Source organism: Pectobacterium parvum, from assembly GCF_020971565.1.
In the GTDB taxonomy this organism is placed as follows: domain Bacteria; phylum Pseudomonadota; class Gammaproteobacteria; order Enterobacterales; family Enterobacteriaceae; genus Pectobacterium; species Pectobacterium polare.
Genome location: NZ_CP087392.1, coordinates 730,009 through 752,663, shown reverse-complemented (window position 1 = coordinate 752,663; position 22,655 = coordinate 730,009). Strand labels below are relative to the sequence as shown.

39 protein-coding genes are annotated in these 22,655 nt (G+C 48.8%); 6 read left to right on the top strand and 33 right to left on the bottom strand.

Features of this window, described 5'->3' with window-relative positions; all coding sequences use genetic code 11:
* Window positions 1-275: 275 nt before the first annotated feature.
* Window positions 276-824, top strand: a complete 549-nt coding sequence (locus LOZ86_RS03440; protein ID WP_039487936.1) for a gamma carbonic anhydrase family protein — start codon at window positions 276-278, stop codon at window positions 822-824.
* Here LOZ86_RS03440 and LOZ86_RS03435 read toward each other — a convergent pair.
* Genes LOZ86_RS03435 through dprA form a run of 6 tightly spaced genes read right to left on the bottom strand, consistent with a single transcriptional unit; the run spans window position 809 to window position 4,616 of the window.
* Window positions 809-1,066, bottom strand: coding sequence for a DUF1488 family protein (locus LOZ86_RS03435; protein WP_039487935.1), 258 nt, complete (start codon window positions 1,064-1,066; stop codon window positions 809-811). The two genes, LOZ86_RS03440 and LOZ86_RS03435, sit on opposite strands and share 16 nt — an antisense overlap.
* Complete coding sequence (gene aroE / locus LOZ86_RS03430; RefSeq protein ID WP_039487933.1) at window positions 1,063-1,890, bottom strand: shikimate dehydrogenase; 828 nt, start codon at window positions 1,888-1,890, stop codon at window positions 1,063-1,065. Before aroE ends, LOZ86_RS03435 begins: the two co-directional genes overlap by 4 nt.
* Window positions 1,891-1,909: 19 nt before the next feature.
* Window positions 1,910-2,479 carry an L-threonylcarbamoyladenylate synthase type 1 TsaC gene (tsaC, locus tag LOZ86_RS03425; protein ID WP_039487932.1) on the bottom strand — a complete coding sequence of 190 codons (570 nt, stop codon included), beginning with the start codon at window positions 2,477-2,479 and terminating at the stop codon, window positions 1,910-1,912.
* A complete protein-coding gene (locus LOZ86_RS03420) occupies window positions 2,472-3,029 on the bottom strand; it encodes a DNA topoisomerase family protein (RefSeq protein WP_039487930.1) in 558 nt (185 codons plus the stop codon). Before LOZ86_RS03420 ends, tsaC begins: the two co-directional genes overlap by 8 nt.
* Before the next feature lie 20 nt (window positions 3,030-3,049).
* Window positions 3,050-3,523 (bottom strand): DUF494 family protein, encoded by a 474-nt coding sequence (locus LOZ86_RS03415; RefSeq protein ID WP_039487928.1) that lies wholly within the window; start codon window positions 3,521-3,523, stop codon window positions 3,050-3,052.
* Window positions 3,495-4,616: a DNA-protecting protein DprA gene (gene dprA, locus LOZ86_RS03410; protein ID WP_039487926.1), complete on the bottom strand. Its 1,122-nt coding sequence runs from the start codon at window positions 4,614-4,616 to the stop codon at window positions 3,495-3,497. Before dprA ends, LOZ86_RS03415 begins: the two co-directional genes overlap by 29 nt.
* A 128-nt stretch (window positions 4,617-4,744) precedes the next feature.
* On the opposite strand from dprA, the gene def reads away from it, so the two are divergent.
* The 5 genes from def (at window position 4,745) to mscL (ending at window position 9,522) form a co-directional block, all read left to right on the top strand.
* The gene (gene def / locus LOZ86_RS03405; RefSeq protein ID WP_039487925.1) at window positions 4,745-5,257 is read left to right on the top strand and encodes a peptide deformylase; all 513 of its coding nucleotides are present in this window, start codon (window positions 4,745-4,747) and stop codon (window positions 5,255-5,257) included.
* 23 nt (window positions 5,258-5,280) lie between these two features.
* Window positions 5,281-6,228, top strand: a complete 948-nt coding sequence (fmt, locus tag LOZ86_RS03400) for a methionyl-tRNA formyltransferase (RefSeq protein ID WP_039487922.1) — start codon at window positions 5,281-5,283, stop codon at window positions 6,226-6,228.
* Between the two features lie 67 nt (window positions 6,229-6,295).
* Complete coding sequence (gene rsmB, locus LOZ86_RS03395; protein WP_039487920.1) at window positions 6,296-7,585, top strand: 16S rRNA (cytosine(967)-C(5))-methyltransferase RsmB; 1,290 nt, start codon at window positions 6,296-6,298, stop codon at window positions 7,583-7,585.
* 56 nt (window positions 7,586-7,641) lie between these two features.
* The gene (gene trkA / locus LOZ86_RS03390; RefSeq protein ID WP_010304922.1) at window positions 7,642-9,018 is read left to right on the top strand and encodes a Trk system potassium transporter TrkA; all 1,377 of its coding nucleotides are present in this window, start codon (window positions 7,642-7,644) and stop codon (window positions 9,016-9,018) included.
* A gap of 90 nt (window positions 9,019-9,108) precedes the next feature.
* Window positions 9,109-9,522, top strand: a complete 414-nt coding sequence (gene mscL / locus LOZ86_RS03385; RefSeq protein WP_039487918.1) for a large-conductance mechanosensitive channel protein MscL — start codon at window positions 9,109-9,111, stop codon at window positions 9,520-9,522.
* Window positions 9,523-9,552: 30 nt separating this feature from the next.
* Here mscL and LOZ86_RS03380 read toward each other — a convergent pair whose 3' ends face one another.
* From LOZ86_RS03380 to rplD, 27 genes are all read right to left on the bottom strand, one after another.
* Window positions 9,553-9,765 carry an alternative ribosome-rescue factor A gene (locus LOZ86_RS03380; protein ID WP_039487916.1) on the bottom strand — a complete coding sequence of 71 codons (213 nt, stop codon included), beginning with the start codon at window positions 9,763-9,765 and terminating at the stop codon, window positions 9,553-9,555.
* A 207-nt stretch (window positions 9,766-9,972) separates the two neighbouring features.
* The gene (gene rplQ, locus LOZ86_RS03375; RefSeq protein WP_005970246.1) at window positions 9,973-10,365 is read right to left on the bottom strand and encodes a 50S ribosomal protein L17; all 393 of its coding nucleotides are present in this window, start codon (window positions 10,363-10,365) and stop codon (window positions 9,973-9,975) included.
* 40 nt (window positions 10,366-10,405) lie between these two features.
* Window positions 10,406-11,395 (bottom strand): DNA-directed RNA polymerase subunit alpha, encoded by a 990-nt coding sequence (locus LOZ86_RS03370; protein WP_005970247.1) that lies wholly within the window; start codon window positions 11,393-11,395, stop codon window positions 10,406-10,408.
* Window positions 11,396-11,420: 25 nt separating this feature from the next.
* The gene (rpsD, locus tag LOZ86_RS03365; RefSeq protein WP_039487914.1) at window positions 11,421-12,041 is read right to left on the bottom strand and encodes a 30S ribosomal protein S4; all 621 of its coding nucleotides are present in this window, start codon (window positions 12,039-12,041) and stop codon (window positions 11,421-11,423) included.
* Between the two features lie 30 nt (window positions 12,042-12,071).
* Window positions 12,072-12,461: a 30S ribosomal protein S11 gene (rpsK, locus tag LOZ86_RS03360; RefSeq protein ID WP_002919257.1), complete on the bottom strand. Its 390-nt coding sequence runs from the start codon at window positions 12,459-12,461 to the stop codon at window positions 12,072-12,074.
* Window positions 12,462-12,477: 16 nt separating this feature from the next.
* Entirely contained in the window at window positions 12,478-12,834 is a 357-nt protein-coding gene (gene rpsM, locus LOZ86_RS03355) for a 30S ribosomal protein S13 (RefSeq protein ID WP_005970252.1), read from the bottom strand.
* Window positions 12,835-12,980: 146 nt separating this feature from the next.
* Entirely contained in the window at window positions 12,981-13,097 is a 117-nt protein-coding gene (gene rpmJ / locus LOZ86_RS03350; protein ID WP_002227352.1) for a 50S ribosomal protein L36, read from the bottom strand.
* A 33-nt stretch (window positions 13,098-13,130) separates the two neighbouring features.
* A complete protein-coding gene (gene secY, locus LOZ86_RS03345) occupies window positions 13,131-14,462 on the bottom strand; it encodes a preprotein translocase subunit SecY (protein WP_010286083.1) in 1,332 nt (443 codons plus the stop codon).
* A gap of 7 nt (window positions 14,463-14,469) precedes the next feature.
* Window positions 14,470-14,904: a 50S ribosomal protein L15 gene (rplO, locus tag LOZ86_RS03340; protein ID WP_010286086.1), complete on the bottom strand. Its 435-nt coding sequence runs from the start codon at window positions 14,902-14,904 to the stop codon at window positions 14,470-14,472.
* Window positions 14,905-14,907: 3 nt separating this feature from the next.
* Window positions 14,908-15,087 (bottom strand): 50S ribosomal protein L30, encoded by a 180-nt coding sequence (gene rpmD, locus LOZ86_RS03335; RefSeq protein WP_004846568.1) that lies wholly within the window; start codon window positions 15,085-15,087, stop codon window positions 14,908-14,910.
* Between the two features lie 5 nt (window positions 15,088-15,092).
* Window positions 15,093-15,593, bottom strand: a complete 501-nt coding sequence (gene rpsE / locus LOZ86_RS03330) for a 30S ribosomal protein S5 (protein WP_005970257.1) — start codon at window positions 15,591-15,593, stop codon at window positions 15,093-15,095.
* A gap of 14 nt (window positions 15,594-15,607) precedes the next feature.
* On the bottom strand, window positions 15,608-15,961 hold the full coding sequence (rplR, locus tag LOZ86_RS03325) for a 50S ribosomal protein L18 (protein ID WP_039487912.1): 354 nt from the start codon (window positions 15,959-15,961) through the stop codon (window positions 15,608-15,610).
* Between the two features lie 9 nt (window positions 15,962-15,970).
* Window positions 15,971-16,504, bottom strand: coding sequence for a 50S ribosomal protein L6 (gene rplF / locus LOZ86_RS03320; protein WP_005970259.1), 534 nt, complete (start codon window positions 16,502-16,504; stop codon window positions 15,971-15,973).
* Window positions 16,505-16,516: 12 nt separating this feature from the next.
* Window positions 16,517-16,909 carry a 30S ribosomal protein S8 gene (gene rpsH / locus LOZ86_RS03315; RefSeq protein ID WP_039487911.1) on the bottom strand — a complete coding sequence of 131 codons (393 nt, stop codon included), beginning with the start codon at window positions 16,907-16,909 and terminating at the stop codon, window positions 16,517-16,519.
* 33 nt (window positions 16,910-16,942) lie between these two features.
* Entirely contained in the window at window positions 16,943-17,248 is a 306-nt protein-coding gene (gene rpsN / locus LOZ86_RS03310; protein ID WP_010286114.1) for a 30S ribosomal protein S14, read from the bottom strand.
* 13 nt (window positions 17,249-17,261) lie between these two features.
* Window positions 17,262-17,801, bottom strand: a complete 540-nt coding sequence (gene rplE / locus LOZ86_RS03305; RefSeq protein ID WP_039487909.1) for a 50S ribosomal protein L5 — start codon at window positions 17,799-17,801, stop codon at window positions 17,262-17,264.
* Window positions 17,802-17,815: 14 nt separating this feature from the next.
* Window positions 17,816-18,130, bottom strand: a complete 315-nt coding sequence (gene rplX, locus LOZ86_RS03300; protein ID WP_005970267.1) for a 50S ribosomal protein L24 — start codon at window positions 18,128-18,130, stop codon at window positions 17,816-17,818.
* Between the two features lie 10 nt (window positions 18,131-18,140).
* Window positions 18,141-18,512, bottom strand: a complete 372-nt coding sequence (gene rplN, locus LOZ86_RS03295) for a 50S ribosomal protein L14 (RefSeq protein ID WP_000613954.1) — start codon at window positions 18,510-18,512, stop codon at window positions 18,141-18,143.
* A gap of 161 nt (window positions 18,513-18,673) precedes the next feature.
* On the bottom strand, window positions 18,674-18,928 hold the full coding sequence (rpsQ, locus tag LOZ86_RS03290; RefSeq protein WP_010286161.1) for a 30S ribosomal protein S17: 255 nt from the start codon (window positions 18,926-18,928) through the stop codon (window positions 18,674-18,676).
* Window positions 18,928-19,119: a 50S ribosomal protein L29 gene (rpmC, locus tag LOZ86_RS03285; protein WP_005970272.1), complete on the bottom strand. Its 192-nt coding sequence runs from the start codon at window positions 19,117-19,119 to the stop codon at window positions 18,928-18,930. Before rpmC ends, rpsQ begins: the two co-directional genes overlap by 1 nt.
* Window positions 19,119-19,529 (bottom strand): 50S ribosomal protein L16, encoded by a 411-nt coding sequence (gene rplP / locus LOZ86_RS03280; RefSeq protein ID WP_005970273.1) that lies wholly within the window; start codon window positions 19,527-19,529, stop codon window positions 19,119-19,121. The genes rpmC and rplP overlap by 1 nt, the downstream gene beginning before the upstream one ends.
* A 12-nt stretch (window positions 19,530-19,541) precedes the next feature.
* Window positions 19,542-20,243, bottom strand: a complete 702-nt coding sequence (gene rpsC / locus LOZ86_RS03275) for a 30S ribosomal protein S3 (RefSeq protein ID WP_039487907.1) — start codon at window positions 20,241-20,243, stop codon at window positions 19,542-19,544.
* 17 nt (window positions 20,244-20,260) lie between these two features.
* Entirely contained in the window at window positions 20,261-20,593 is a 333-nt protein-coding gene (gene rplV / locus LOZ86_RS03270; RefSeq protein WP_005970275.1) for a 50S ribosomal protein L22, read from the bottom strand.
* Window positions 20,594-20,607: 14 nt separating this feature from the next.
* Window positions 20,608-20,886 carry a 30S ribosomal protein S19 gene (rpsS, locus tag LOZ86_RS03265; RefSeq protein WP_039487905.1) on the bottom strand — a complete coding sequence of 93 codons (279 nt, stop codon included), beginning with the start codon at window positions 20,884-20,886 and terminating at the stop codon, window positions 20,608-20,610.
* A gap of 16 nt (window positions 20,887-20,902) precedes the next feature.
* Entirely contained in the window at window positions 20,903-21,724 is an 822-nt protein-coding gene (gene rplB, locus LOZ86_RS03260) for a 50S ribosomal protein L2 (RefSeq protein WP_039487903.1), read from the bottom strand.
* A 17-nt stretch (window positions 21,725-21,741) separates the two neighbouring features.
* On the bottom strand, window positions 21,742-22,044 hold the full coding sequence (gene rplW / locus LOZ86_RS03255; protein WP_039487902.1) for a 50S ribosomal protein L23: 303 nt from the start codon (window positions 22,042-22,044) through the stop codon (window positions 21,742-21,744).
* Window positions 22,041-22,646, bottom strand: a complete 606-nt coding sequence (gene rplD, locus LOZ86_RS03250) for a 50S ribosomal protein L4 (RefSeq protein WP_039362752.1) — start codon at window positions 22,644-22,646, stop codon at window positions 22,041-22,043. The genes rplW and rplD overlap by 4 nt, the downstream gene beginning before the upstream one ends.
* Window positions 22,647-22,655: the final 9 nt, after the last annotated feature.

Below are 22,655 nucleotides of genomic sequence, written 5' to 3'. Positions count from 1 at the left end.
ACCTTCGGAGTCAACGCTTATTTTAAAGCATTTTCTCTTTCTTTATCCACCCGGTTGTGTGTTCGCAGCGCCGTGTCGATGGAGGCGCATTATAGGGATCCGTTTTCGTTACACAACAACTTTCTTGATCTTTTTTTCTGTTCGCGTGTTTTTCGACCCTTTCGATGAGATCTTGCTCGATCCACACCACTTTTCAGTTGCCGACATCCCATATCTGTCGATATTTTGTTTAATAACGAATCATCAGTATGTGGCAAATAACTACGAGGTTGTCGATGAGTACAAAAACATTCCGTCGTTATAACGGCATTTCTCCCGTTTTAGGCGAAAGAGTCATGGTCGATCATTCCAGCGTGGTGATTGGTAAGGTAACACTAGGCGATGATGTCGGCATCTGGCCTCTTGTCGCCATACGCGGTGATGTTAACTACATTACTATTGGTGCAAGGAGTAATGTTCAGGACGGATCTGTACTTCACATCACCCACTGCTCAGAGAAAAAACCAGAAGGTAATCCACTTATTATTGGTGAAGACGTCACGGTAGGCCATAAAGCGATGCTGCACGGTTGCCAAATAGGAAATCGGGTTTTGGTCGGAATGGGATCAATACTTCTGGATGGAGCGGTTGTTGAAGATGACGTCATGATTGGCGCTGGTAGCTTGGTCCCCCCAGGAAAACGGCTAGAGAAGGGGCATCTATACCTCGGCAGCCCAGTCAAAAAAATTCGACCACTAACACAAGAAGAAATAGAGGGGTTGATTTACTCGGCAAACAACTATGTTCGTTGGAAAGATGAATACCTTGCTCAGGACAACGAGTAACAACCTTCATCATCCCACTCTTCAGCAACGATCATTTTTTCCAGTTCATCTTCAAGATCCCATCGATATTCCCTGAACAGTGCCAGCCACCGTTCAGGGCTATCACCGCCATAACGTTGCTGGAGCAGCTCCGCGCTCACTAAACATTCCTGCTGAAAGCCATTCACTAAAACGGGAAAGCGGATCGCCATGACCTTATCATCCCAGCTTTCACGATCGGGGAACTGGATCGCCTGATTCATTTAGCAAGATCCAGCTTTAGTAAAGCAATCACTGGCTCCACGTCCGGCATAACACCATGCCAAAGTTTAAACGCATGTGCCGCTTGCCCCACCAGCATTCCCAAACCATCTGCATAATGGAGAGCGCCATGCTGTACGCACCATGACAAAAAGGGGGTTAGTTGTGGCAGGTAAAACATGTCATAACAGCACGTTTCCGGCGAAATGAGTTCTGGCGGTAAGTTAGGAACGCTGTCGTACATACCAGAAGATGTGGCGTTGATGATCAGATCGAACGACTGCCCCTGTAAATCATCGAAAGCAACAGCGTGAATATCACCAATATCACGGAAGATCTTAGCTAAGGCATCGGCCTTGGAAAAGGTCCTATTCGCCAGCACCACTGTACAACCATAGGCCAGCAGGGGTTGGATAACACCCCGCGCCGCACCACCTGCACCAACTAGCAAAACACGATCCAACGGCTTCACCAGCGCCAATCGTTGTAGATCGCTGAGCAAACCGATGCCATCGGTATTATCACCAAACAGGCGACCATCGCTCAATCTCTTCAATGTATTGACTGCCCCCGCAAGCGCAGCACATTCGCTACACTCATCGGCTTCGGCAAAGGCCCGCTCTTTAAAGGGCGCTGTTACATTCGCCCCACCAGCACCATCACGAAAATACTGGCGCAGCATCTGCTCAAAATTATCCAGAGGCGCTAACACGCGCTGGTACGTCAACGTTATCCCCGTCTGTGCAGCAAATAGCTCATGTATACGAGGTGATTTACTATGCGCAATCGGATTGCCAAAAACCGCAAAAGACGTTACTTCAGACACGTTCCTCTCCAACTTGTCGTTATCCCTGACGAATAAGCTCGCCTGTTAATACATCCCTGATTTCTGATGGGTTCATTCTTCCGCCGACATCCCCAACTAGCACAGGAAAATCATCACCAAACTGTAGAGAAACTTCCTGAACCGTGCGGCAAGGCGGTTGGCCACTTAAATTGGCGCTGGTCGACACCAACGGTTTACCGTAACGCTGGCACAGTTCCTTGACTAATGAGTGGTCGCTAACGCGCACCGCAAGTGAAGAAAATTGCCCCGTTAACCACTGCGAAGTCGTGCGTTTTGCTGGCAATACCCAAGTAACCGGACCTGGCCATGTGGAAAACATCACAGCCTTCTGCTCAGCGGATAACGCACTGTCATCAATATAAGGAGCCAATTGGCTAAAATCTGCCGCAATCAGGATCAAGCCTTTTTGCCAAGGACGTTGTTTTAACGCCAGCAGGCGATTAACCGCCACTTCACTATCAGGATCGCACCCCAACCCAAATACCGCTTCAGTCGGGTACGCAATAACCTGCTCGTTGTGTAACTCCCGCAAAACGGGAATCATTAGTTCATCAGACACATCACTCATTCTTATCAACTTCTGCCGCTATCGGTTTTCCACATAATTTACTGGCACAAAATAGCTTGATGCCTTGTGCCGTTTTTTTCTCAAACAATAAAGCGTAATGGCAAGAAGGGCATTCACCCGCTATCGGCTTATGGTTTAACGTAAACTGGCAATCGGGATAGCGATCGCAAGAATGAAATACCTTGCCGTAGCGAGATTTGCGCTGCAACAGCGTTCCTTCATTACACTGTGGACATCGAATCGCCGTATCATCAGGGCGATCGATAGTCTCGGTATGATAGCATTCAGGGTAATTGCCACAGCCGATGAACATCCCATAACGGCCTTGCCGTAAAACCAAGGTCGACTGACAAAGCGGACATTGCTGCCCATCTAACACTTTGACGATATGTCCATCAGCTTGTGCTTTCAGCGGGCGAATGAACTCACATTCTGGATACGCAGAACAGCCAAGAAATGGGCCGTGCCGACCAGAACGTATAACCAGCACTGACCCACAGTCTGGACACATTTCCTGTTTTTTTTCAGCAAACAGCGCAGGCTTAGCCATTCGAACTGTTATTCCTCTGGCTATTGCACATAACCGTCATTGACCTCAAAGAGTAATTCTTCCATTTGCTGATAAGCATTCTCACAACCAGGTACATTGAAAAGCACCATGAGAATGACCCACTTCAGATCTTCCAGATCAAACTCCTGCGTTTCCAACGCCATGACGCGTTCAATAATCATTTCCCGCGTTTCAAGGTTCAGAACCTGAATTTGCTCAAGGAACAATAAAAAGCCACGACATTCCGCATCAAGACGCAGCGCCTCATCCTGCGTATAGATCCGCATAGCCAGCGGATCGTTCGCCAAATGAAGCGGCGCAGTCTGCCCTTCCTGAATATCGGCCAATTTTTCCAGCCAACTCAACGCGCTATAGATATCGTTACGATGGAATCCAGCGCGGGTGAGGTCATCAGTTAACGTATCCTGATCGACACGCATTTCAGTTTCATTGTGGATGTAGCTCTCAAACAAGTACATGAGTACGTCGAACATGGCCTGCCCTCCTTAATCGGACATAGCCGCCGGGTACTGCTGCGATCCACCCTGCTAACTCCAGCTCTAATAGCTTAGTGACTATCTCTGGCACAGGTTGGCCGGCACGTTCAGCGACAACGTCAACAGGTGTAACCTCATCTCCTACGTTAGCCAACACGTCGGCAAATGGCAATTCGCCATCCTCTTCTTCGTTAGAAATAGTTTGCCCGCTTTCCATCGGCAGCCACTGTAACTCACTCACCAACTGCTCAAGAACATCTTTCGGATGTGTAACCAAGCTGGCTCCTTGCTGGATCAACCAGTGTGTTCCCTCAGTCATCGGGTTACCAATCGGCCCCGGCAGAGCAAAAACTTCCCGTCCTTGCTCCAAAGCATAACGCGCAGTGACTAACGACCCACTGCGGATAGACGCCTCAATGACCAGAACACCCAGCCCTAGCCCGCTGATAATACGATTTCTTCTGGGAAAGTTGGTTGGGAAAGGCGGCATCGCGAGGGGAAATTCGGAAACCAGCGCGCCACCACCGCCACAGATACGTTCGGCAAGCTTAGCGTGCCGCTTGGGATAAACATTCTCCAGCCCGCTTCCCAGCACCGCAATGGTTTTGCCTCCCGCATCCAACGCAGCACGATGAGCAATACCATCAATGCCAATCGCTAGCCCGCTTGTCACAGTGAGTTCATTCGCAGCAAGCTCCTGGGCGAAAAAGCATCCCCACCGCTCGCCGTAAGCACTGCTCCCCCGGCTACCAATAATCGATATTTGTGGCGATGCCAGCAATTCAGGAGAACCAGATACAAAAAGCAACAGCGGAAAATCACGAATATTGCTCAACAGAAAGGGATAAAGGGCATCTTCGCACGTCACGATATGATTATTGGGATGAGACAACCAGGTGAGAGTTTCTTCTAGGATCTTACGATCATAGGAACAGAATTGGGCAATTTGAGCATCGGACAGACCTAACGCACCCAAGCTCTCGTTATCGAACGTATTTAAATCAATAAGCTTTCTGACAACCGCCCAGGCACGTCTGGCTCTCAGGTGCCTTACGCATGTCATACGTAGCCAGATTTCCGTTGATAGCATCGGTATCCCTTATTCCGCTATGTTCAGATAAGTGGTGCAATTCAGTGCTGATGCTGTCAATCGGGGCAGGAAATGTCTAGAATGAACGCCAAGACTCTCCCACTATTCAGATACAGATCTAAACATATATGGCAGTTTTGCAGATATTACATTTTCCAGACGAGCGGCTCCGCATCACTGCGCAACCCGTAAAAGAAGTCAATGCAGATATTCAACGTATCGTGGATGATATGTTCGATACCATGTACGAAGAAGAAGGTATTGGCCTGGCCGCGACACAGGTGGATATTCATCAGCGTATTATTGTCATCGACGTCTCCGAAGAACGAGACCAACGACTGGTACTGATCAATCCCGAGTTGATTGAAAAGAGCGGCGATACGGGCATCGAAGAAGGTTGCTTGTCGATCCCTGAAACGCGTGCGCTGGTCCCTCGTGCAGAACGTGTAAAAGTGCGCGCATTGGATCGTGAAGGTAAGGCGTTCGAACTTGAAGCAAGCGAGCTACTCGCCATTTGTATCCAGCATGAAATGGATCATCTGGTTGGGAAACTGTTTATTGATTACCTTTCCCCGCTTAAACGCCAGCGTATTCGTCAAAAACTGGAAAAATTGGCTAAGCAGAATAGCCGAGCCCAATAATTTTCATCCTGACAGGAAGCACCGTGTCTGATTCTTTACGTATCATTTTTGCCGGAACCCCTGATTTTGCAGCGCGTCATCTAGACGCGCTTTTATCATCGGGCCATGAAGTCGTTGGCGTTTTCACCCAGCCTGACCGTCCGGCAGGCAGAGGCAACAAGCTAACCCCTAGCCCGGTAAAAGTACTGGCAGAGCAACACAGCATCCCCGTTTTTCAGCCAAAATCTCTGCGATCGGCAGAAAGTCAGGCGATGGTTCAAGCGTTAAATGCTGATGTTATGGCCGTTGTCGCCTACGGCTTAATTCTGCCGCAGCCCGTGTTATCCATGCCTCGCCTTGGTTGCATTAATGTACACGGCTCTCTGTTGCCTCTCTGGCGTGGTGCGGCACCGATTCAGCGTGCATTGTGGGCAGGAGATAGTGAAACCGGCGTGACGATCATGCAAATGGACGTTGGACTCGATACGGGTGCAATGCTGCACAAAATTTCGTGCCCAATCCTGCCACAGGATACCAGTGCAACGTTGTACGATAAACTTGCTGAACTGGGCCCACGTGGCTTATTGGAAACACTGGAACAGCTTGCTGATGGCAGCGCTGTTGCTGAAGCACAAAATGATGCCCTTGCCACCTATGCAGAAAAGCTCAGCAAAGAAGAAGCTCGTCTCAACTGGCAGTTATCTGCCGAGCAGCTTGAGCGTTGTATTCGTGCTTTTAATCCTTGGCCAGTCAGCTATTTCATCGTAGATGAACAGCCAGTGAAAGTCTGGAAAGCTGAAGTCATCGCCAAAGTACATGGCTCACAACCTGGCACCACCATACAGGCAGACAAGCAGGGCATTCAGGTAGCAACAGCCGATGGCATCTTGAATATTCAGGAATTGCAGCCCGCAGGCAAAAAAGTCATGGGCGCGCAAGATCTGCTTAATTCACGTCGTGAGTGGTTCGTTCCCGGTAATACACTGGACTAATCTATTTTTCATACCGGTGCCAAACCGGTATATCCTCTCTATTTTACGTATACGTCATCGCTAACACATGAAAAGCTCATACAATCTACGCAGTATTGCCGCAAAAGTGGTGGGACAGGTTCTGGATCAGGGACAATCACTCAGTGCCTTATTACCTGTTCATCAGCGTGAAGTCTCCGATAAAGATCGCGCACTTTTGCAGGAGCTTTGCTTCGGCGTATTACGCGTTTTACCGCAGTTGGAATGGTGTATTCAACAACTGATGGCTAAGCCCCTGACGGGCAAACAACGCACGCTGCACTACCTCATCATGGTCGGCATCTACCAGCTACATTACACTCGGATCCCGCCACATGCGGCCCTGGCAGAAACAGTAGAAGGTGCTGTCGCATTAAAGCGGCCACAGCTCAAGGGGCTGATTAATGGCGTATTACGCCAATTTCAGCGTCAACAGGAAGAACTGATTCAACGTGAGGCAACTCACTCATCTCACTACCAGCACCCAAGCTGGCTGCTGGCTCGCATCGAGCATGCCTATCCAAATCGCTGGCAAAACATCGTTGAGGCGAATAATCAACGCCCTCCAATGTGGCTACGTGTGAATCGGTTACACCACTCACGTGAAGCGTATTTAAACTTGTTAGAACAAGAGGGAATTGAAGCATTTCCTCATGCTGAATACAGCGATGCGATACGACTTGCGGCTCCCTGTGCAGTCGATCAATTGCCAGGATTTTCACAAGGGTGGGCAACGGTACAGGATGCATCGGCTCAAGGCTGCGCCTATTGGCTCGATCCACAAGATGGTGAACAGATCCTCGATCTCTGTGCTGCACCCGGTGGAAAAACAACACACATTTTAGAAGCAGCACCAAAATCTCATGTACTCGCTGTCGATGTTGATGAAACACGTTTAGGCCGGGTAAAAGAAAATTTACTGCGGCTACAAATGCATGCCGAAGTAAAACAAGGCGATGGACGTTATCCTGATTCATGGTGTGAAGGACGTGTGTTTGATCGCATTCTGTTGGATGCCCCTTGCTCAGCCACTGGTGTCATTCGTCGTCATCCTGATATTAAGTGGTTGCGACGAGACAGAGACATCGAGGAGTTAGTGGCATTGCAAAAAGAAATTCTTGATGCAATTTGGCCACATCTCAAAACAGGCGGCACGATGGTCTACGCTACCTGCTCTATTCTGCCGGAAGAAAATGCCCAACAAGTTGCTGATTTCCTGACTCGCCATACCGATGCAACGCTTGTTGATACAGGAACAAGAGAAATACCGGGCATACAGATGCTTCCCTATCCCGATGGTGGCGATGGTTTCTTTTATGCGAAGCTGGTAAAAAACTGATATTGAACCCAGTATTGTCTGCAACAGACAGCAATCAATAAACGGCATGGCTTATTATGAAAATTATCATTCTTGGCGCGGGTCAGGTCGGCGGAACACTGGCGGAAAATCTAGCGGGTGAAAACAATGACATCACTGTCGTTGATACCGATGCAAACCGGTTACGTCAGCTTCAAGATAAGTTTGATCTGCGCGTCGTTACGGGCTATGCCTCTCACCCACGAGTGCTACGTGAAGCGGGAGCAGAAGATGCCGATATGCTGGTCGCCGTTACTAATTCAGATGAAACGAATATGGTAGCCTGTCAGATCGCTTATTCTCTTTTCAAAACACCAAACCGGATTGCGCGCATTCGTGCCGCTGAGTACATACGTGAATCAGAACAGCTGTTTTTACCCGAAGCAGTTCCCATCGATCACTTAATCTCCCCAGAGCAGTTGGTGATTGATAACATTTACAAACTGATCGAATATCCTGGAGCACTTCAGGTCGTCAACTTCGCTGAAGGCAAAGTGAGTCTTGCTGCCGTCAACGCCTACTATGGTGGTCCACTGGTCGGTAATGCTCTCACCTCTCTCCGTGAACACATTCCTCATGTAGATACCCGTGTTGCCGCTATTTTCCGTCACGATCGTCCGATTCGCCCACAGGGTTCCACCATCATTGAAGCTGGAGATGAGGTGTTTTTTGTCGCCGCTTCGCAGCATATTCGTGCGGTGATGAGCGAGTTGCAGCGCCTCGAAAAACCGTATAAAAGGATCATGATCGTTGGTGGTGGGAATGTCGGTGCAGGATTAGCGCAGCGGTTAGAAAAAGACTACAGCATCAAGTTGATTGAACGAAATGCAGACCGGGCTGTGGAGCTGGCTGAGCTCCTGCAAAATACAGTCGTGTTCCATGGTGATGCTTCAGATCAAGAGCTCCTAGCCGAAGAACATATCGAGCAGATCGATGTATTCATCGCAATTACCAACGATGACGAAGCGAATATTATGTCAGCTATGCTGGCTAAACGCATGGGCGCGAAAAAAGTAATGGTGCTTATCCAGCGTCGAGCTTATGTTGATCTGGTTCAGGGCAGCGTCATCGATGTCGCAATATCCCCACAGCAGGCAACAATTTCTGCGCTACTCAGTCACGTCCGCAAGGCGGATATCGTTAGCGTATCTTCTTTACGTCGTGGCGTAGCTGAAGCAATCGAGGCCATCGCTCACGGTGATGAGGGCACATCGAAAGTTGTCGGCAGAATGATCGAAGATATTAAGCTTCCACCTGGTACCACTATCGGCGCAATTGTTCGTGGTGACGACGTCATCATTGCTAATGCAAATAGCAAAATCGAGCAAGGTGATCATGTCATCATGTTCTTAGCTGATAAAAAATTTGTACCTGATGTTGAACGACTATTTCAACCAAGCCCCTTCTTTTTGTAATGTAGGAACAGATTCATCGTGAATCAATAATCTGGCAAAGATATGGCTATTGGTTAGAATTAATTTACATTTTTGGCAAGGAGAACAGATATGAGCATCATCAAAGAATTCAGAGTGTTTGCCATGCGTGGCAACGTTGTCGATTTGGCGGTGGGTGTCATTATTGGTGCTGCTTTCGGCAAAATTGTCTCTTCGCTGGTATCAGATATTATTATGCCGCCACTTGGGCTTTTGATTGGCGGGGTCGACTTTAAACAATTCAGCCTAATTCTTCGTGATGCCCAAGGCGAAATTCCCCCTGTTGTCATGAGCTATGGCGCTTTCATCCAGAATATTTTCGACTTTACCATCGTCGCTTTCGCAATTTTTATAGCTATCAAGCTTATGAATAAAATGCGACGCAAACAGGAAGATATCCCTGCAGCACCGCCAAAACGTAGCGCAGAAGAAAAGCTCTTAGCTGAAATTCGCGACTTACTAAAAGAACAACAGACTAGACAGTAAGAATTTAGTTTCTGCTTAGACTCAGTGTCATTACGCAGAAAGTAGAAAGGCCAGAGGTAAATAATCATTTGATTGCTTACCACTGGCCTCCCAATTACCTTTCTTCATGTGCTTCTCTTTTCTACGATAGCTTCCTTTCCCTTTTTCATTCACTTCAATTCGTTGGCGAAACAGTGGGTCATGTAGCAATGCCTCAATGGCGTTGTCCTGAATTTCCCCACGTTTATGTCGGTATGTGGTCATCATTACTCCTAAGGAACTCGGGTTGGTATGTACATCAATAAAACGTGCAGAGTATATAGTCGAAATGGGTAGATGAGAACAGGTGGGATGTATTTTTCAGTTCACTCAGACACAAGTAGTTGCTTACCAGGTATATTTATGCGAAAGCATGACTTATTTCAGATATAAAAAAACCGGGTTTCCCCGGTTTTTTTACGCTCTTACAGATTACTCTGCAGTAGCAACTTCTTCTGTCTGCGAAACTGAGCGATCAACGAGTTCGATGTATGCCATCGGCGCATTGTCACCAGCACGGAAGCCACACTTCAGAATACGAGTGTAACCACCGGCACGGCTCGCAAAACGCGGGCCCAGTTCATTAAACAGTTTTGCCACGATCTCGTTATCACGAGTACGGGCGAATGCCAGACGACGATTAGCAACGCTGTCGGTCTTGGCAAGAGTAATCAGCGGTTCAACAACGCGACGCAGCTCTTTCGCTTTCGGCAGGGTCGTCTTGATGATTTCATGACGAACCAAAGAACTAGCCATGTTACGGAACATAGCCTGACGATGGCTGCTGTTACGGTTCAGTTGACGACCACTCTTACGATGGCGCATGACCTTATCCTTCTCAGTAAAACCTTAACCTGTGATCTGGTTACTCATCAGCAATGCTTGCCGGTGGCCAGTTTTCCAGGCGCATGCCCAGAGACAGACCACGGGAAGCCAGTACGTCTTTAATCTCAGTAAGAGATTTTTTACCAAGGTTAGGCGTTTTGAGCAGCTCAACCTCGGTACGCTGTACCAGATCACCGATGTAGTGGATAGCTTCTGCCTTAAGGCAGTTAGCAGAGCGGACAGTCAATTCCAGATCGTCAACAGGGCGCAGCAGAATCGGATCGAATTCTGGTTTCTCTTCTTTAACCTCTGGCTGACGAACATCACGTAAGTCAACAAAAGCTTCAAGTTGTTCAGCCAGAATAGTAGCCGCACGGCGGATCGCCTCTTCAGGATCGATCGTACCATTGGTTTCCATTTCGATGACTAGCTTGTCCAGGTCAGTACGCTGTTCTACACGAGCTGCTTCAACATTGTAGGCAATACGCTCTACAGGGCTGTAGCAAGCATCAACTAACAGACGACCGATCGGGCGCTCATCTTCTTCCGTATGAATACGGGCAGATGCCGGCACATAACCACGACCACGTTGAACTTTTATACGCATACTAATAGATGCATTTTCATCGGTCAGGTGGCAAATTAAGTGCTGCGGCTTGACGATTTCGACATCACCATCATGGATGATGTCGGCTGCTGTCACAGGGCCAATGCCAGATTTATTCAGGGTAAGAATAACTTCATCTTTGCCTTGAACTCTCACCGCCAGCCCTTTCAGGTTGAGCAGGATTTCCAGGATATCTTCCTGTACGCCTTCTTTGGTGCTGTACTCATGTAGTACACCATCAATCTCAACCTCGGTCACCGCGCAACCTGGCATGGATGAAAGCAGAATACGGCGCAGTGCGTTGCCAAGAGTATGGCCGAAGCCCCGCTCTAATGGCTCAAGGGTCACCTTGGCGTGCGTCGAACTCACTTGCTCGATATCAACCAGGCGCGGTTTTAGAAACTCTGTCACAGAACCCTGCATTGTGTCCTCTCTTTGGTACTAAGCTTTACTTGGAGTAAAGCTCGACGATCAGGTGTTCATTAATGTCCGCAGACAGATCGGTACGTTCAGGAATACGTTTGAACACACCTTCCATCTTGGCAGCATCAATTTCCAGCCAAGTTGGCTTTTCACGCTGTTCAGCCAGCTCCAGAGCGGCTTTCACGCGAGATTGCTTTTTCGCTTTCTCACGGATGCTGACTACGTCATTCGGGGATACCTGATAAGAAGCGATGCTAACAACGCGACCGTTTACCATGATAGCTTTGTGGCTTACCATCTGACGTGCTTCAGCACGAGTAGCACCAAAACCCATACGATAAACAACGTTATCCAAACGACCTTCCAGCAGTTGCAGCAGGTTTGCACCTGTGTTGCCTTTCAGACGTGCAGCTTCTTTGTAATAGTTACGGAACTGACGCTCCAGAACACCGTAGATACGGCGAACTTTTTGCTTTTCACGCAACTGTACACCATAGTCAGACAGACGCGGTTTACGCGCACCGTGCTGGCCAGGAGCTTGTTCAATTTTACACTTGGAATCGATCGCACGAACACCAGACTTCAGAAACAGGTCGGTGCCTTCACGACGGCTCAGCTTGAGCTTAGGACCCAAATATCTTGCCATTTTCTTTCTCCAACAATCCTAAAAGCGGCGTTATACGCGGCGCTTTTTCGGCGGACGACAACCGTTATGAGGGATCGGAGTCACATCAGTAATATTAGTGATGCGGAAACCAGCCGCGTTTAACGCGCGGATAGTAGACTCACGGCCCGGACCAGGTCCTTTAACCATAACTTCCAGGTTCTTAATACCGTACTCTTTCACTGCTTCAGCACAGCGTTCTGCTGCAACTTGAGCTGCGAACGGAGTGGATTTGCGAGAACCACGGAAGCCGGAACCACCGGCAGTTGCCCAACCTAGCGCATTACCCTGACGATCAGTAATGGTTACGATGGTGTTGTTGAAAGAAGCATGGATATGAGCCACACCGTCAGAGACTTGCTTTCTGACACGCTTACGTGCACGAATAGGTGCCTTTGCCATTATTCAATCACCCCGATTATTTCTTGATCGGTTTGCGCGGACCCTTACGGGTACGGGCGTTAGTCTTGGTACGCTGACCGCGAACCGGCAGACCACGACGATGACGCAAACCACGATAAGTACCAAGATCCATAAGACGCTTGATGCTCAGGGTAACTTCACGACGCAGATCACCTTCTACAACAAACTTGGCAACTTCGTCACGCAGCTTATCGATTTGCTCTTCAGACAGCTCACTGATCTTAACATTTTCGGCAATTCCTGTTGCAGCACAAATAGCCTGCGACCGAGTTTTACCGATACCGAAAATCGACGTTAATGCAATAACGGTATGTTTATGATCAGGAATGTTAATGCCTGCTATACGGGCCACTATGCACTCCTACAATTTTATACGGCAACACCATTCTGAAAAGCCCGTTTTCAGGATACTCAAATAATGTTGCAGCTACATACAAAAGATTGGCTGGCTAATCTAGCCAGCTCAATCCAACTTTGCAAGAAAAATATTCGAGATAATCAGCCTTGACGCTGTTTATGCTTCGGTTCGGCACTGCAGATCACACGAACGACACCGTTACGCTTAACAATCTTACAGTTACGACATAATTTCTTGACGGAAGCACGAACTTTCATTTTTACTCTCCGTAACTTCTCAAGCTCACCTAATTAACGGTTATAGCCTTTCAGGTTTGCTTTCTTCAAAGCAGACTCATATTGACTCGACATCATTAGAGTTTGCACTTGAGCCATAAAGTCCATGATGACGACAACAACGATCAATAAAGACGTACCCCCAAAATAGAAAGGCACTTTCATTGCGTCACGCATAAACTCCGGGATCAGGCAGATAAAAGTAATATACATCGCACCAATCAGAGTAAGGCGAGTCATCACTTTATCGATATATTTCGCCGTTTGCTCTCCCGGACGAATTCCTGGCACGAATGCACCGGACTTCTTCAGGTTATCTGCTGTTTCACGAGGGTTGAAAACCAACGCAGTGTAGAAGAAACAGAAGAAGATGATTGCAGACGCATAGAGTAACACATAAAGCGGTTGTCCGGGCTGCAAATACAGCGAAATAGTTGTCAGCCAGTTCCAACCGGTACCGCCCCCAAACCAAGATGCAATCGTGGCTGGGAACAGAATAATGCTGGAGGCGAAAATTGCAGGGATAACCCCAGCCATGTTCACCTTCAGCGGTAAATGCGTACTCTGTGCTGCATAAACACGACGACCCTGTTGACGTTTTGCATAGTTAACAACGATACGACGTTGACCACGCTCAACGAAAACAACGAAGAAGGTTACTGCAAACACTAAAACTGCAACCAACAGCAACAGGAGGAAGTGCAGGTCGCCTTGCCGAGCTTGCTCGATGGTATGGCCAATGGCCGGCGGTAGTCCCGCAACAATACCAGCGAAGATTATGATCGAGATACCGTTACCGATACCACGTTCCGTAATCTGTTCTCCTAGCCACATCAGGAACATTGTCCCAGTAACTAGGCTCACAACAGCAGTAAAGTAGAAAGCAAAGCCTGGGTTTATCACCAAATCTTGCATTCCAGGCATATTCGGCAAACCGGTAGCAATACCGATCGACTGGAATATAGCCAATACCAAGGTACCGTAGCGAGTATACTGGCTTATCTTACGACGGCCAGCTTCCCCTTCTTTCTTTATTTCTGCCAACGCGGGATGAACCACCGTCAGCAACTGGATAATAATCGACGCCGAAATATACGGCATAATACCCAGTGCAAAGATAGAAGCACGGCTGAGAGCACCACCAGAGAACATGTTAAACATTTCAATGATGGTGCCTCGCTGCTGTTCAAGCAATTTGGCAAGCACAGTGGCATCAATACCAGGAATTGGGATAAAAGAGCCAATACGGAAAACAATTAGCGCACCGATAACAAACAAAAGTCTGCGCTTCAGTTCACCAACTCCGCCTTTAGCACTTTGAAAATCTAATCCTGGTTGCTTAGCCATCTGCTACTTATTCCTCAATTTTACCGCCAGCAGTTTCGATAGCAGCACGAGCACCTTTAGTGACACGCAGACCACGAATCGTTACCGGACGAGCAACTTCACCAGACAGAATCACTTTCGCGAACTCAATCTGAATGCCAATAACATTAGCGGCTTTCAGCGTATTCAGGTCAACCACGTCGCCTTCTACTTTAGCTAAATCAGACAGACGAACTTCTGCCGTGATCATCGCTTTGCGAGAAGTAAAACCGAATTTCGGCAGACGACGATATAAAGGCATCTGACCACCTTCAAAACCACGACGTACGCCACCGCCAGAACGAGAGTTCTGACCTTTGTGACCACGACCACTGGTTTTGCCCAAGCCAGAACCGATACCACGACCTAAACGCTTCGGTGCGTGTTTAGCACCTTCGGCCGGAGACAGAGTATTTAAACGCATCTGTTACTCCTCTACTTTAACCATGTAGGAAACCGCGTTGACCATACCGCGAACCGCAGGAGTATCCTCACGTTCAACTGTATGCCCAATACGACGCAGACCCAGGCCAAGCAGTGTCGCCTTATGTTTCGGCAGACGACCGATTGCACTACGGGTTTGAGTAATTTTAATAGTCTTTGCCACGGTCATTACCCCAGAATTTCTTCAACGGATTTACCACGCTTGGCAGCGACCATTTCCGGGGACTTCATATTGGCCAAACCATCAATCGTTGCACGAACCACGTTAATCGGGTTAGTGGAACCATAGGCTTTAGCCAATACGTTGTGAACCCCTGCAACTTCCAAAACGGCGCGCATTGCACCACCGGCAATAATACCGGTACCTTCGGAAGCTGGCTGCATGAACACACGAGAACCCGTGTGAGCACCTTTAACCGGGTGCTGCAGGGTGCCGTTGTTCAGCGCGACATTCATCATATTGCGACGGGCTTTTTCCATCGCTTTCTGGATCGCTGCTGGAACTTCGCGAGCTTTACCGTAACCAAAACCAACGCGGCCGTTACCATCACCCACTACAGTCAGTGCGGTGAAGCTGAAAATACGACCACCTTTAACGGTTTTAGATACGCGATTTACCGCGATCAGCTTTTCCTGCAGTTCGCCAGCTTGTTTCTCGATGTGAGCCATCTTACACCTCTACCTTAGAACTGAAGGCCAGCTTCACGGGCAGCATCTGCCAGTGCTTGGACTCGACCATGATATTGGAAACCGGAACGGTCGAAAGAGACATCTTTGATGCCTTTTTCTAACGCGCGTTCTGCAATAGCTTTACCTATTGCGATAGCTGCGTCTTTATTACCGGTAGACTTCAGTTGTTCAGCGATAGCTTTTTCTACAGTAGAAGCGGCTACCAGGACTTCAGAACCGTTCGGTGCGATGACCTGCGCATAAATATGGCGTGGTGTACGATGTACCACCAGACGCGTCGCACCCAGTTCCTGGAGCTTGCGGCGTGCGCGGGTCGCACGACGGATACGAGCTGCTTTCTTATCCATAGTGTTACCTTACTTCTTCTTAGCCTCTTTGGTACGCACGACTTCGTCGGCGTAACGGACACCCTTGCCTTTATAAGGCTCAGGACGACGGTAGGCGCGTAATTCCGCAGCAACCTGACCAATAACCTGCTTATCAGCACCTTTCAGTACGATTTCAGTTTGGCTTGGGCATTCTGCAGTAATACCTGCCGGCAGTGCATGCTCTACTGGGTGAGAAAACCCAAGAGACAGGTTAACCACATTGCCTTTAACAGCAGCACGGTAACCAACACCAACCAGTTGCAGCTTCTTAGTGAAGCCTTCGGTAACACCGATAACCATTGCGTTCAACAGAGCGCGAGTGGTACCCGCTTGGGCCCATCCGTCAACGAAACCTTCGCGCGGAGCGAAAGTCAGAGCGTTGTCAGCTTGTTTCACTTCAACAGCATCATGGATCTTACGACTCAGCTCGCCGTTTTTACCCTTAATCGAAACATCCTGACCGTTGAGTTTTACCTCTACGCCGGCAGGAATGACGACGGGTGCTTTTGCAACACGAGACATTTTTCCTCCCGATTAAGCTACGTAGCAGATAATCTCGCCACCAAGACCAGCTTGGCGAGCTGCACGATCAGTCATAACACCTTTAGAGGTAGAAACAACAGCAATACCTAAACCGGCCATAACATTTGGCAGCTCATCTTTTCTTTTATAGATGCGCAGACCTGGACGGCTTACTCGCTGAATGCTTTCTACCACTGCCTTACCCTGGAAATATTTAAGTTCTAATTCCAGAACTGGCTTGGTGTCGCCTTCGATTTTGAAATCTTCAATGTAGCCTTCTTCCTTCAGCACGTTGGCAATTGCCACTTTCAGCTTGGAGGAAGGCATGGTGACCGCAACTTTGTTCGCGGCTTGACCGTTACGGATACGGGTCAGCATATCCGCGATCGGATCTTGCATGCTCATCTGTCTTTACTCCCGTGATTCAATTGGTGACAATTACCAGCTAGCCTTTTTCAGACCCGGAATTTCACCGCGCATAGCGGCTTCACGGACCTTGATACGGCTCAACCCGAACTTCCGCAGGAAAGCGTGCGGACGACCAGTTTGGCGGCAGCGGTTACGCTGACGAGACGGGCTGGAATCACGCGGCAGAGTCTGCAGCTTAAGAACCGCATCCCAACGATCTTCGTCGGATGAGTTCACACCAGAGATGATAGCTTTTAATTCCTCGCGTTTAGCGCGGTATTTTTCAGCCAGTTTCACACGAACAACTTCGCGTGCTTTCATGGATTGCTTAGCCATTAGTAACCCTACCTTACTTGCGGAATGGGAAGTTAAAGGCGGCCAACAGCGCACGGCCTTCATCATCGGATTTCGCAGTAGTGGTGATGGTAATGTCCAAACCACGAACGCGATCGACTTTATCGTAGTCGATTTCCGGGAAGATGATCTGCTCACGCACACCCATGCTGTAGTTACCACGACCATCGAATGACTTTGCGGACAAGCCACGGAAGTCACGAATACGCGGTACAGCAATGGAAATCAGACGCTCAAGGAACTCCCACATGCGTTCGCCACGCAGAGTTACTTTACAGCCGATCGGATAGCCCTGACGGATTTTGAAGCCTGCAACAGATTTGCGTGCTTTGGTGATCAACGGTTTTTGACCGGAGATTGCTGCCAGATCGGCTGCTGCGTTATCCAGCAGTTTCTTGTCAGCGATCGCTTCACCAACACCCATATTCAGGGTGATCTTCTCGACCCGAGGGACTTGCATGACAGAATTGTAGCTAAACTCAGTCATGAGTTTTTTAACTACTTCGTCTTTGTAGTAATCATGCAGTTTCGCCATCGTACTACTCCAAATTACTTGATAGTTTCGCTATTAGATTTAAAGAAACGGACTTTTTTTCCGTCTTCGAATCTAAAGCCTACACGGTCAGCCTTACCAGTTGCCGCATTGAAGATTGCAAGGTTAGAAACTTGAATTGCAGCTTCTTTTTCAACGATGCCACCTGGTTGATTCAGAGCCGGAACCGGCTTCTGATGTTTTTTAACCAAGTTAATACCTTCAACAATGACCTTACTAGCAGACAGGACATTTTTTACTTTACCGCGCTTACCTTTATCTTTGCCGGTTAGCACAATAACTTCGTCATCACGACGGATTTTCGCTGCCATGATTCGCTCCTTAAAGTACTTCTGGTGCCAGAGAGATAATTTTCATGAACTTCTCATTACGCAGTTCACGAGTTACCGGCCCAAAAATACGCGTACCGATAGGCTGTTCGCTGTTATTGTTTAAAATAACGCAAGCATTGCCATCGAAGCGAATGACAGAACCGTCCGGGCGACGAACACCCTTCTTGGTGCGCACCACTACCGCCTTCAGAACATCGCCTTTCTTCACCTTACCGCGAGGAATTGCTTCCTTGATGGTAATTTTGATGATATCGCCGACGCCTGCGTAGCGACGGTGCGAGCCACCTAGAACCTTGATACACATTACGCGACGTGCACCCGAATTATCGGCCACGTTCAGCATAGTCTGTTCTTGGATCATTTTAGTGCTCCGCTTGTCAACTACTACTCTAGGACCCTTTCGGGCCATTAAATACCCCATAATTGAGGGCGCGGCATTATAACACCGCTTCCTTGGTTTGGGTAGAAAAAATAAACGGCCCTTTACAGAGCCGTTTACCATAAGAGAAGAGCGCTACTTTATTACAGAATCGCTTTCTCTACAACGCGAACAAGTGTCCAAGACTTATTTTTGGACAGCGGACGGCATTCGCGGATTTCAACCACGTCACCGATGCCGCATTCATTGTTCTCGTCATGTACGTGCAGCTTAGTCGTACGCTTAATGAATTTACCGTAAAGCGGGTGTTTCACAAAACGTTCGATAGCAACAACCATGGATTTCTCCATTTTGTCGCTTACAACACGACCTTGCAGAGTACGGATTTTATCGGTCATTACGCACCCGCCTTCTCAGTCAGTAAAGTCTTAACACGTGCAATATTGTGACGCACTTGTTTTACCAGGTGAGTCTGTTGCAACTGACCACTGGCAGCCTGCATACGCAGGTTAAATTGCTCGCGCAGCAGGCCGAGCAGTTCAGTGTTCAGCTCTTCGACGCTTTTTTCACGCAGCTCATTTGCTTTCATTACATCACCGTCTTAGTTACAAAGGTGGTTTTGATAGGCAGTTTCGCTGCTGCCAGTTGGAATGCCTCACGGGCTAACTCTTCCGGCACACCGTCCATTTCGTACAGGACTTTACCTGGCTGAATCAAGGCAACCCAATATTCCACGTTACCTTTACCTTTACCCATACGAACTTCAAGCGGTTTCTCGGTGATCGGTTTGTCCGGGAATACACGGATCCAGATCTTACCTTGACGCTTAACAGCACGAGTCATGGCACGACGTGCAGCTTCGATTTGACGAGCAGTCAGGCGACCGCGGCCAACAGCTTTCAGACCGAAAGTGCCGAAGCTAACATCCGTACCCTGCGCCAGACCACGGTTGCGGCCCTTGTGCACCTTACGGAATTTTGTACGCTTTGGTTGTAACATCAGCGACTCTCCTTACTTGCGGCCTTTACGCTGCTGCTTTTTAGGTTGAGCAGCCGGTTTTTCCGGTTGTTCAACGGCAGCCATACCACCCAGGATCTCACCTTTGAAGATCCACACTTTCACACCGATAACACCATAAGTGGTGTGCGCTTCGGAGGTGTTGTAGTCGATATCCGCACGCAGTGTATGCAATGGAACACGACCTTCACGGTACCATTCGGTACGCGCGATTTCAGCGCCGCCAAGACGGCCACTTACTTCAACTTTAATACCTTTAGCGCCCAGACGCATGGCGTTCTGTACAGCACGCTTCATAGCACGACGGAACATCACACGACGCTCCAGCTGAGAAGTGATGCTGTCAGCAACTAGTTTTGCGTCCAGTTCAGGCTTACGAATTTCTGCGATATTGATCTGTGCAGGTACGCCAGCGATATCCGCTACGACCTTGCGCAGTTTCTCAACATCTTCACCTTTTTTACCGATCACGATGCCAGGGCGAGCAGTGTGAATAGTCACACGGATGCTTTTTGCCGGACGCTCGATAACTATACGAGAAACGGAAGCCTTCTCCAGTTCCTTCGTCAGGTATTTACGAACTTTAAAATCGCTGTCTAGGTTGTCAGCGAATTCTTTGGTATTCGCATACCAGGTAGAGTTCCAAGGTTTGACAATACCCAGGCGAATACCATTAGGATGTACTTTCTGACCCATTGCTAGTCTCCAGAGTCTCAGCGATCGGACACAACCACAGTAATGTGGCTGGTACGCTTCAGGATGCGATCCGCACGACCTTTAGCACGCGGCATAATGCGCTTCATGCTTGGGCCTTCGTCAACGAAGATTTTCGCGACTTTCAGATCATCAATGTCAGCGCCATCGTTGTGTTCTGCGTTAGCAATTGCAGACTCCAGCACTTTTTTAACCAGACCAGCAGCTTTCTTGTTGGTGTAGGTCAGAACTTCCAGAGCTTGCGACACTTTCTTACCGCGAATCAGGTCTGCCACCAGGCGAACCTTTTGAGCAGAAGAACGAGCGTGGCAATGTTTAGCGATAGTTTCCATCTCTTCCTCCTACCTTAGCGCTTCTTGGCCTTTTTGTCGGCCGCATGGCCGCGATAAGTACGAGTCGGCGCGAATTCACCCAGTTTGTGACCGACCATTTCATCGGAAACAAACACCGGAACGTGCTGACGACCATTATGGACAGCGATGGTCAAACCGATCATAGTTGGAAAGATCGTTGAACGACGGGACCAAGTGCGCAAAGGCTTCTTGTCTCCGCTTTCCACCGCTTTCTCTACCTTCTTCAGCAAGTGCAGGTCAATAAATGGACCTTTCTTGAGAGAACGTGGCATGGTTTATCCTCTAAGATTATTTAGTACGGCGACGTACGATAAATTTATCAGTACGCTTGTTGCTGCGGGTCTTTTTACCTTTGGTCTGAAGGCCCCACGGACTAACCGGGTGCTTACCAAAGTTACGACCTTCACCACCACCGTGTGGGTGGTCAACTGGGTTCATTGCCGTACCGCGAACGGTAGGACGAATACCACGCCAGCGTGCAGCACCAGCTTTACCCAAAACGCGCAGCATGTGCTCAGCGTTGCCAACTTCGCCCAGCGTAGCGCGGCAGTCGGATTCGACTTTACGCATTTCGCCAGAACGCAGACGTAGGGTAACGTAAGAACCGTCACGAGCAACGATCTGAACGTAAGTACCAGCAGAACGAGCCAATTGGCCACCTTTCCCTGGTTTCATTTCTACGTTGTGGACCGTTGAACCAACTGGGATGTTACGCATCGGCAGGGTGTTACCCGCTTTAATCGCAGCATCAACGCCAGATTGGATCTGGTCGCCAGCTTTCAGGCCTTTAGGGGCCAGGATGTAACGGCGCTCGCCGTCTTTGTACAGAACCAGCGCGATGTTCGCGGAGCGGTTCGGATCGTACTCAAGACGTTCAACAGTTGCTGGAATACCATCTTTGTTGCGTTTGAAGTCAACAATACGGTAAGCCTGCTTATGACCACCACCGATGTGACGGGTAGTGATGCGACCATTGTTGTTACGGCCACCGGATTTGCTGTTTTTTTCTACCAGCGGGGCAAATGGTTTACCCTTGTGCAGCTCCGTGTTTACCACTTTAACTACATGGCGACGACCCGGAGATGTCGGTTTACATTTAACAACTGCCATTGTTCTTCTCCTCCGACTTACTCAGCGCCGCCGACGAAGTCCAGATTCTGGCCTTCTTTCAGGGTGACGTAAGCTTTTTTCCAGTCGTTACGACGACCAATACGCTGCCCGGAACGTTTAACTTTCCCTTTAACTACCAGGGTGTTAACGACCTCTACTTCCACTTCGAAAAGCTTCTGTACAGCGGCTTTGATTTCTGATTTGGTCGCGTCTTTAGCAACTTTGAGAACGATGGTGTTGGTTTTTTCCATCGCAGCAGACGCTTTTTCAGAAACGTGCGGTGCACGCAGCACCTTCAGCAGACGTTCTTCACGGATCATGCCAGCATCTCCTCAACTTGCTTAACTGCGTCAGCAGTCATAACGACTTTGTCGAAGGCGATCAGGCTAACTGGGTCGATACCTGCTGCATCACGCACGTCAACCTTGTACAGGTTACGAGCGGCCAGGAACAGATTCTCATCCAGTTCACCGGTGATGATCAACACGTCTTCCAGTGCCATTTCTTTCAGTTTCTGAGCAAGCAACTTAGTTTTCGGCGCTTCTACAGAGAACGTCTCGACAACGATCAGACGATCTTGACGTACCAGTTCGGACAGAATGCTCTTCAGCGCGCCGCGGTACATCTTTTTGTTAACTTTCTGACTGTGATCCTGTGGCTTAGCAGCGAAGGTTACACCACCGGAACGCCAGATCGGGCTCTTAACAGAACCAGAACGCGCACGGCCAGTACCTTTCTGACGCCAAGGTTTCTTACCGGAACCAGTTACTTCAGCACGGGTTTTCTGGGCGCGAGTACCTTGACGGGCACCTGCTGCATAAGCAACAACAACCTGATGTACCAGCGCTTCGTTGAAATCACGACCGAAGGTAGTTTCGGAAACAGTCAGCGCGCTTTGCGCGTCTTTCAATACTAATTCCATTGCTATCTC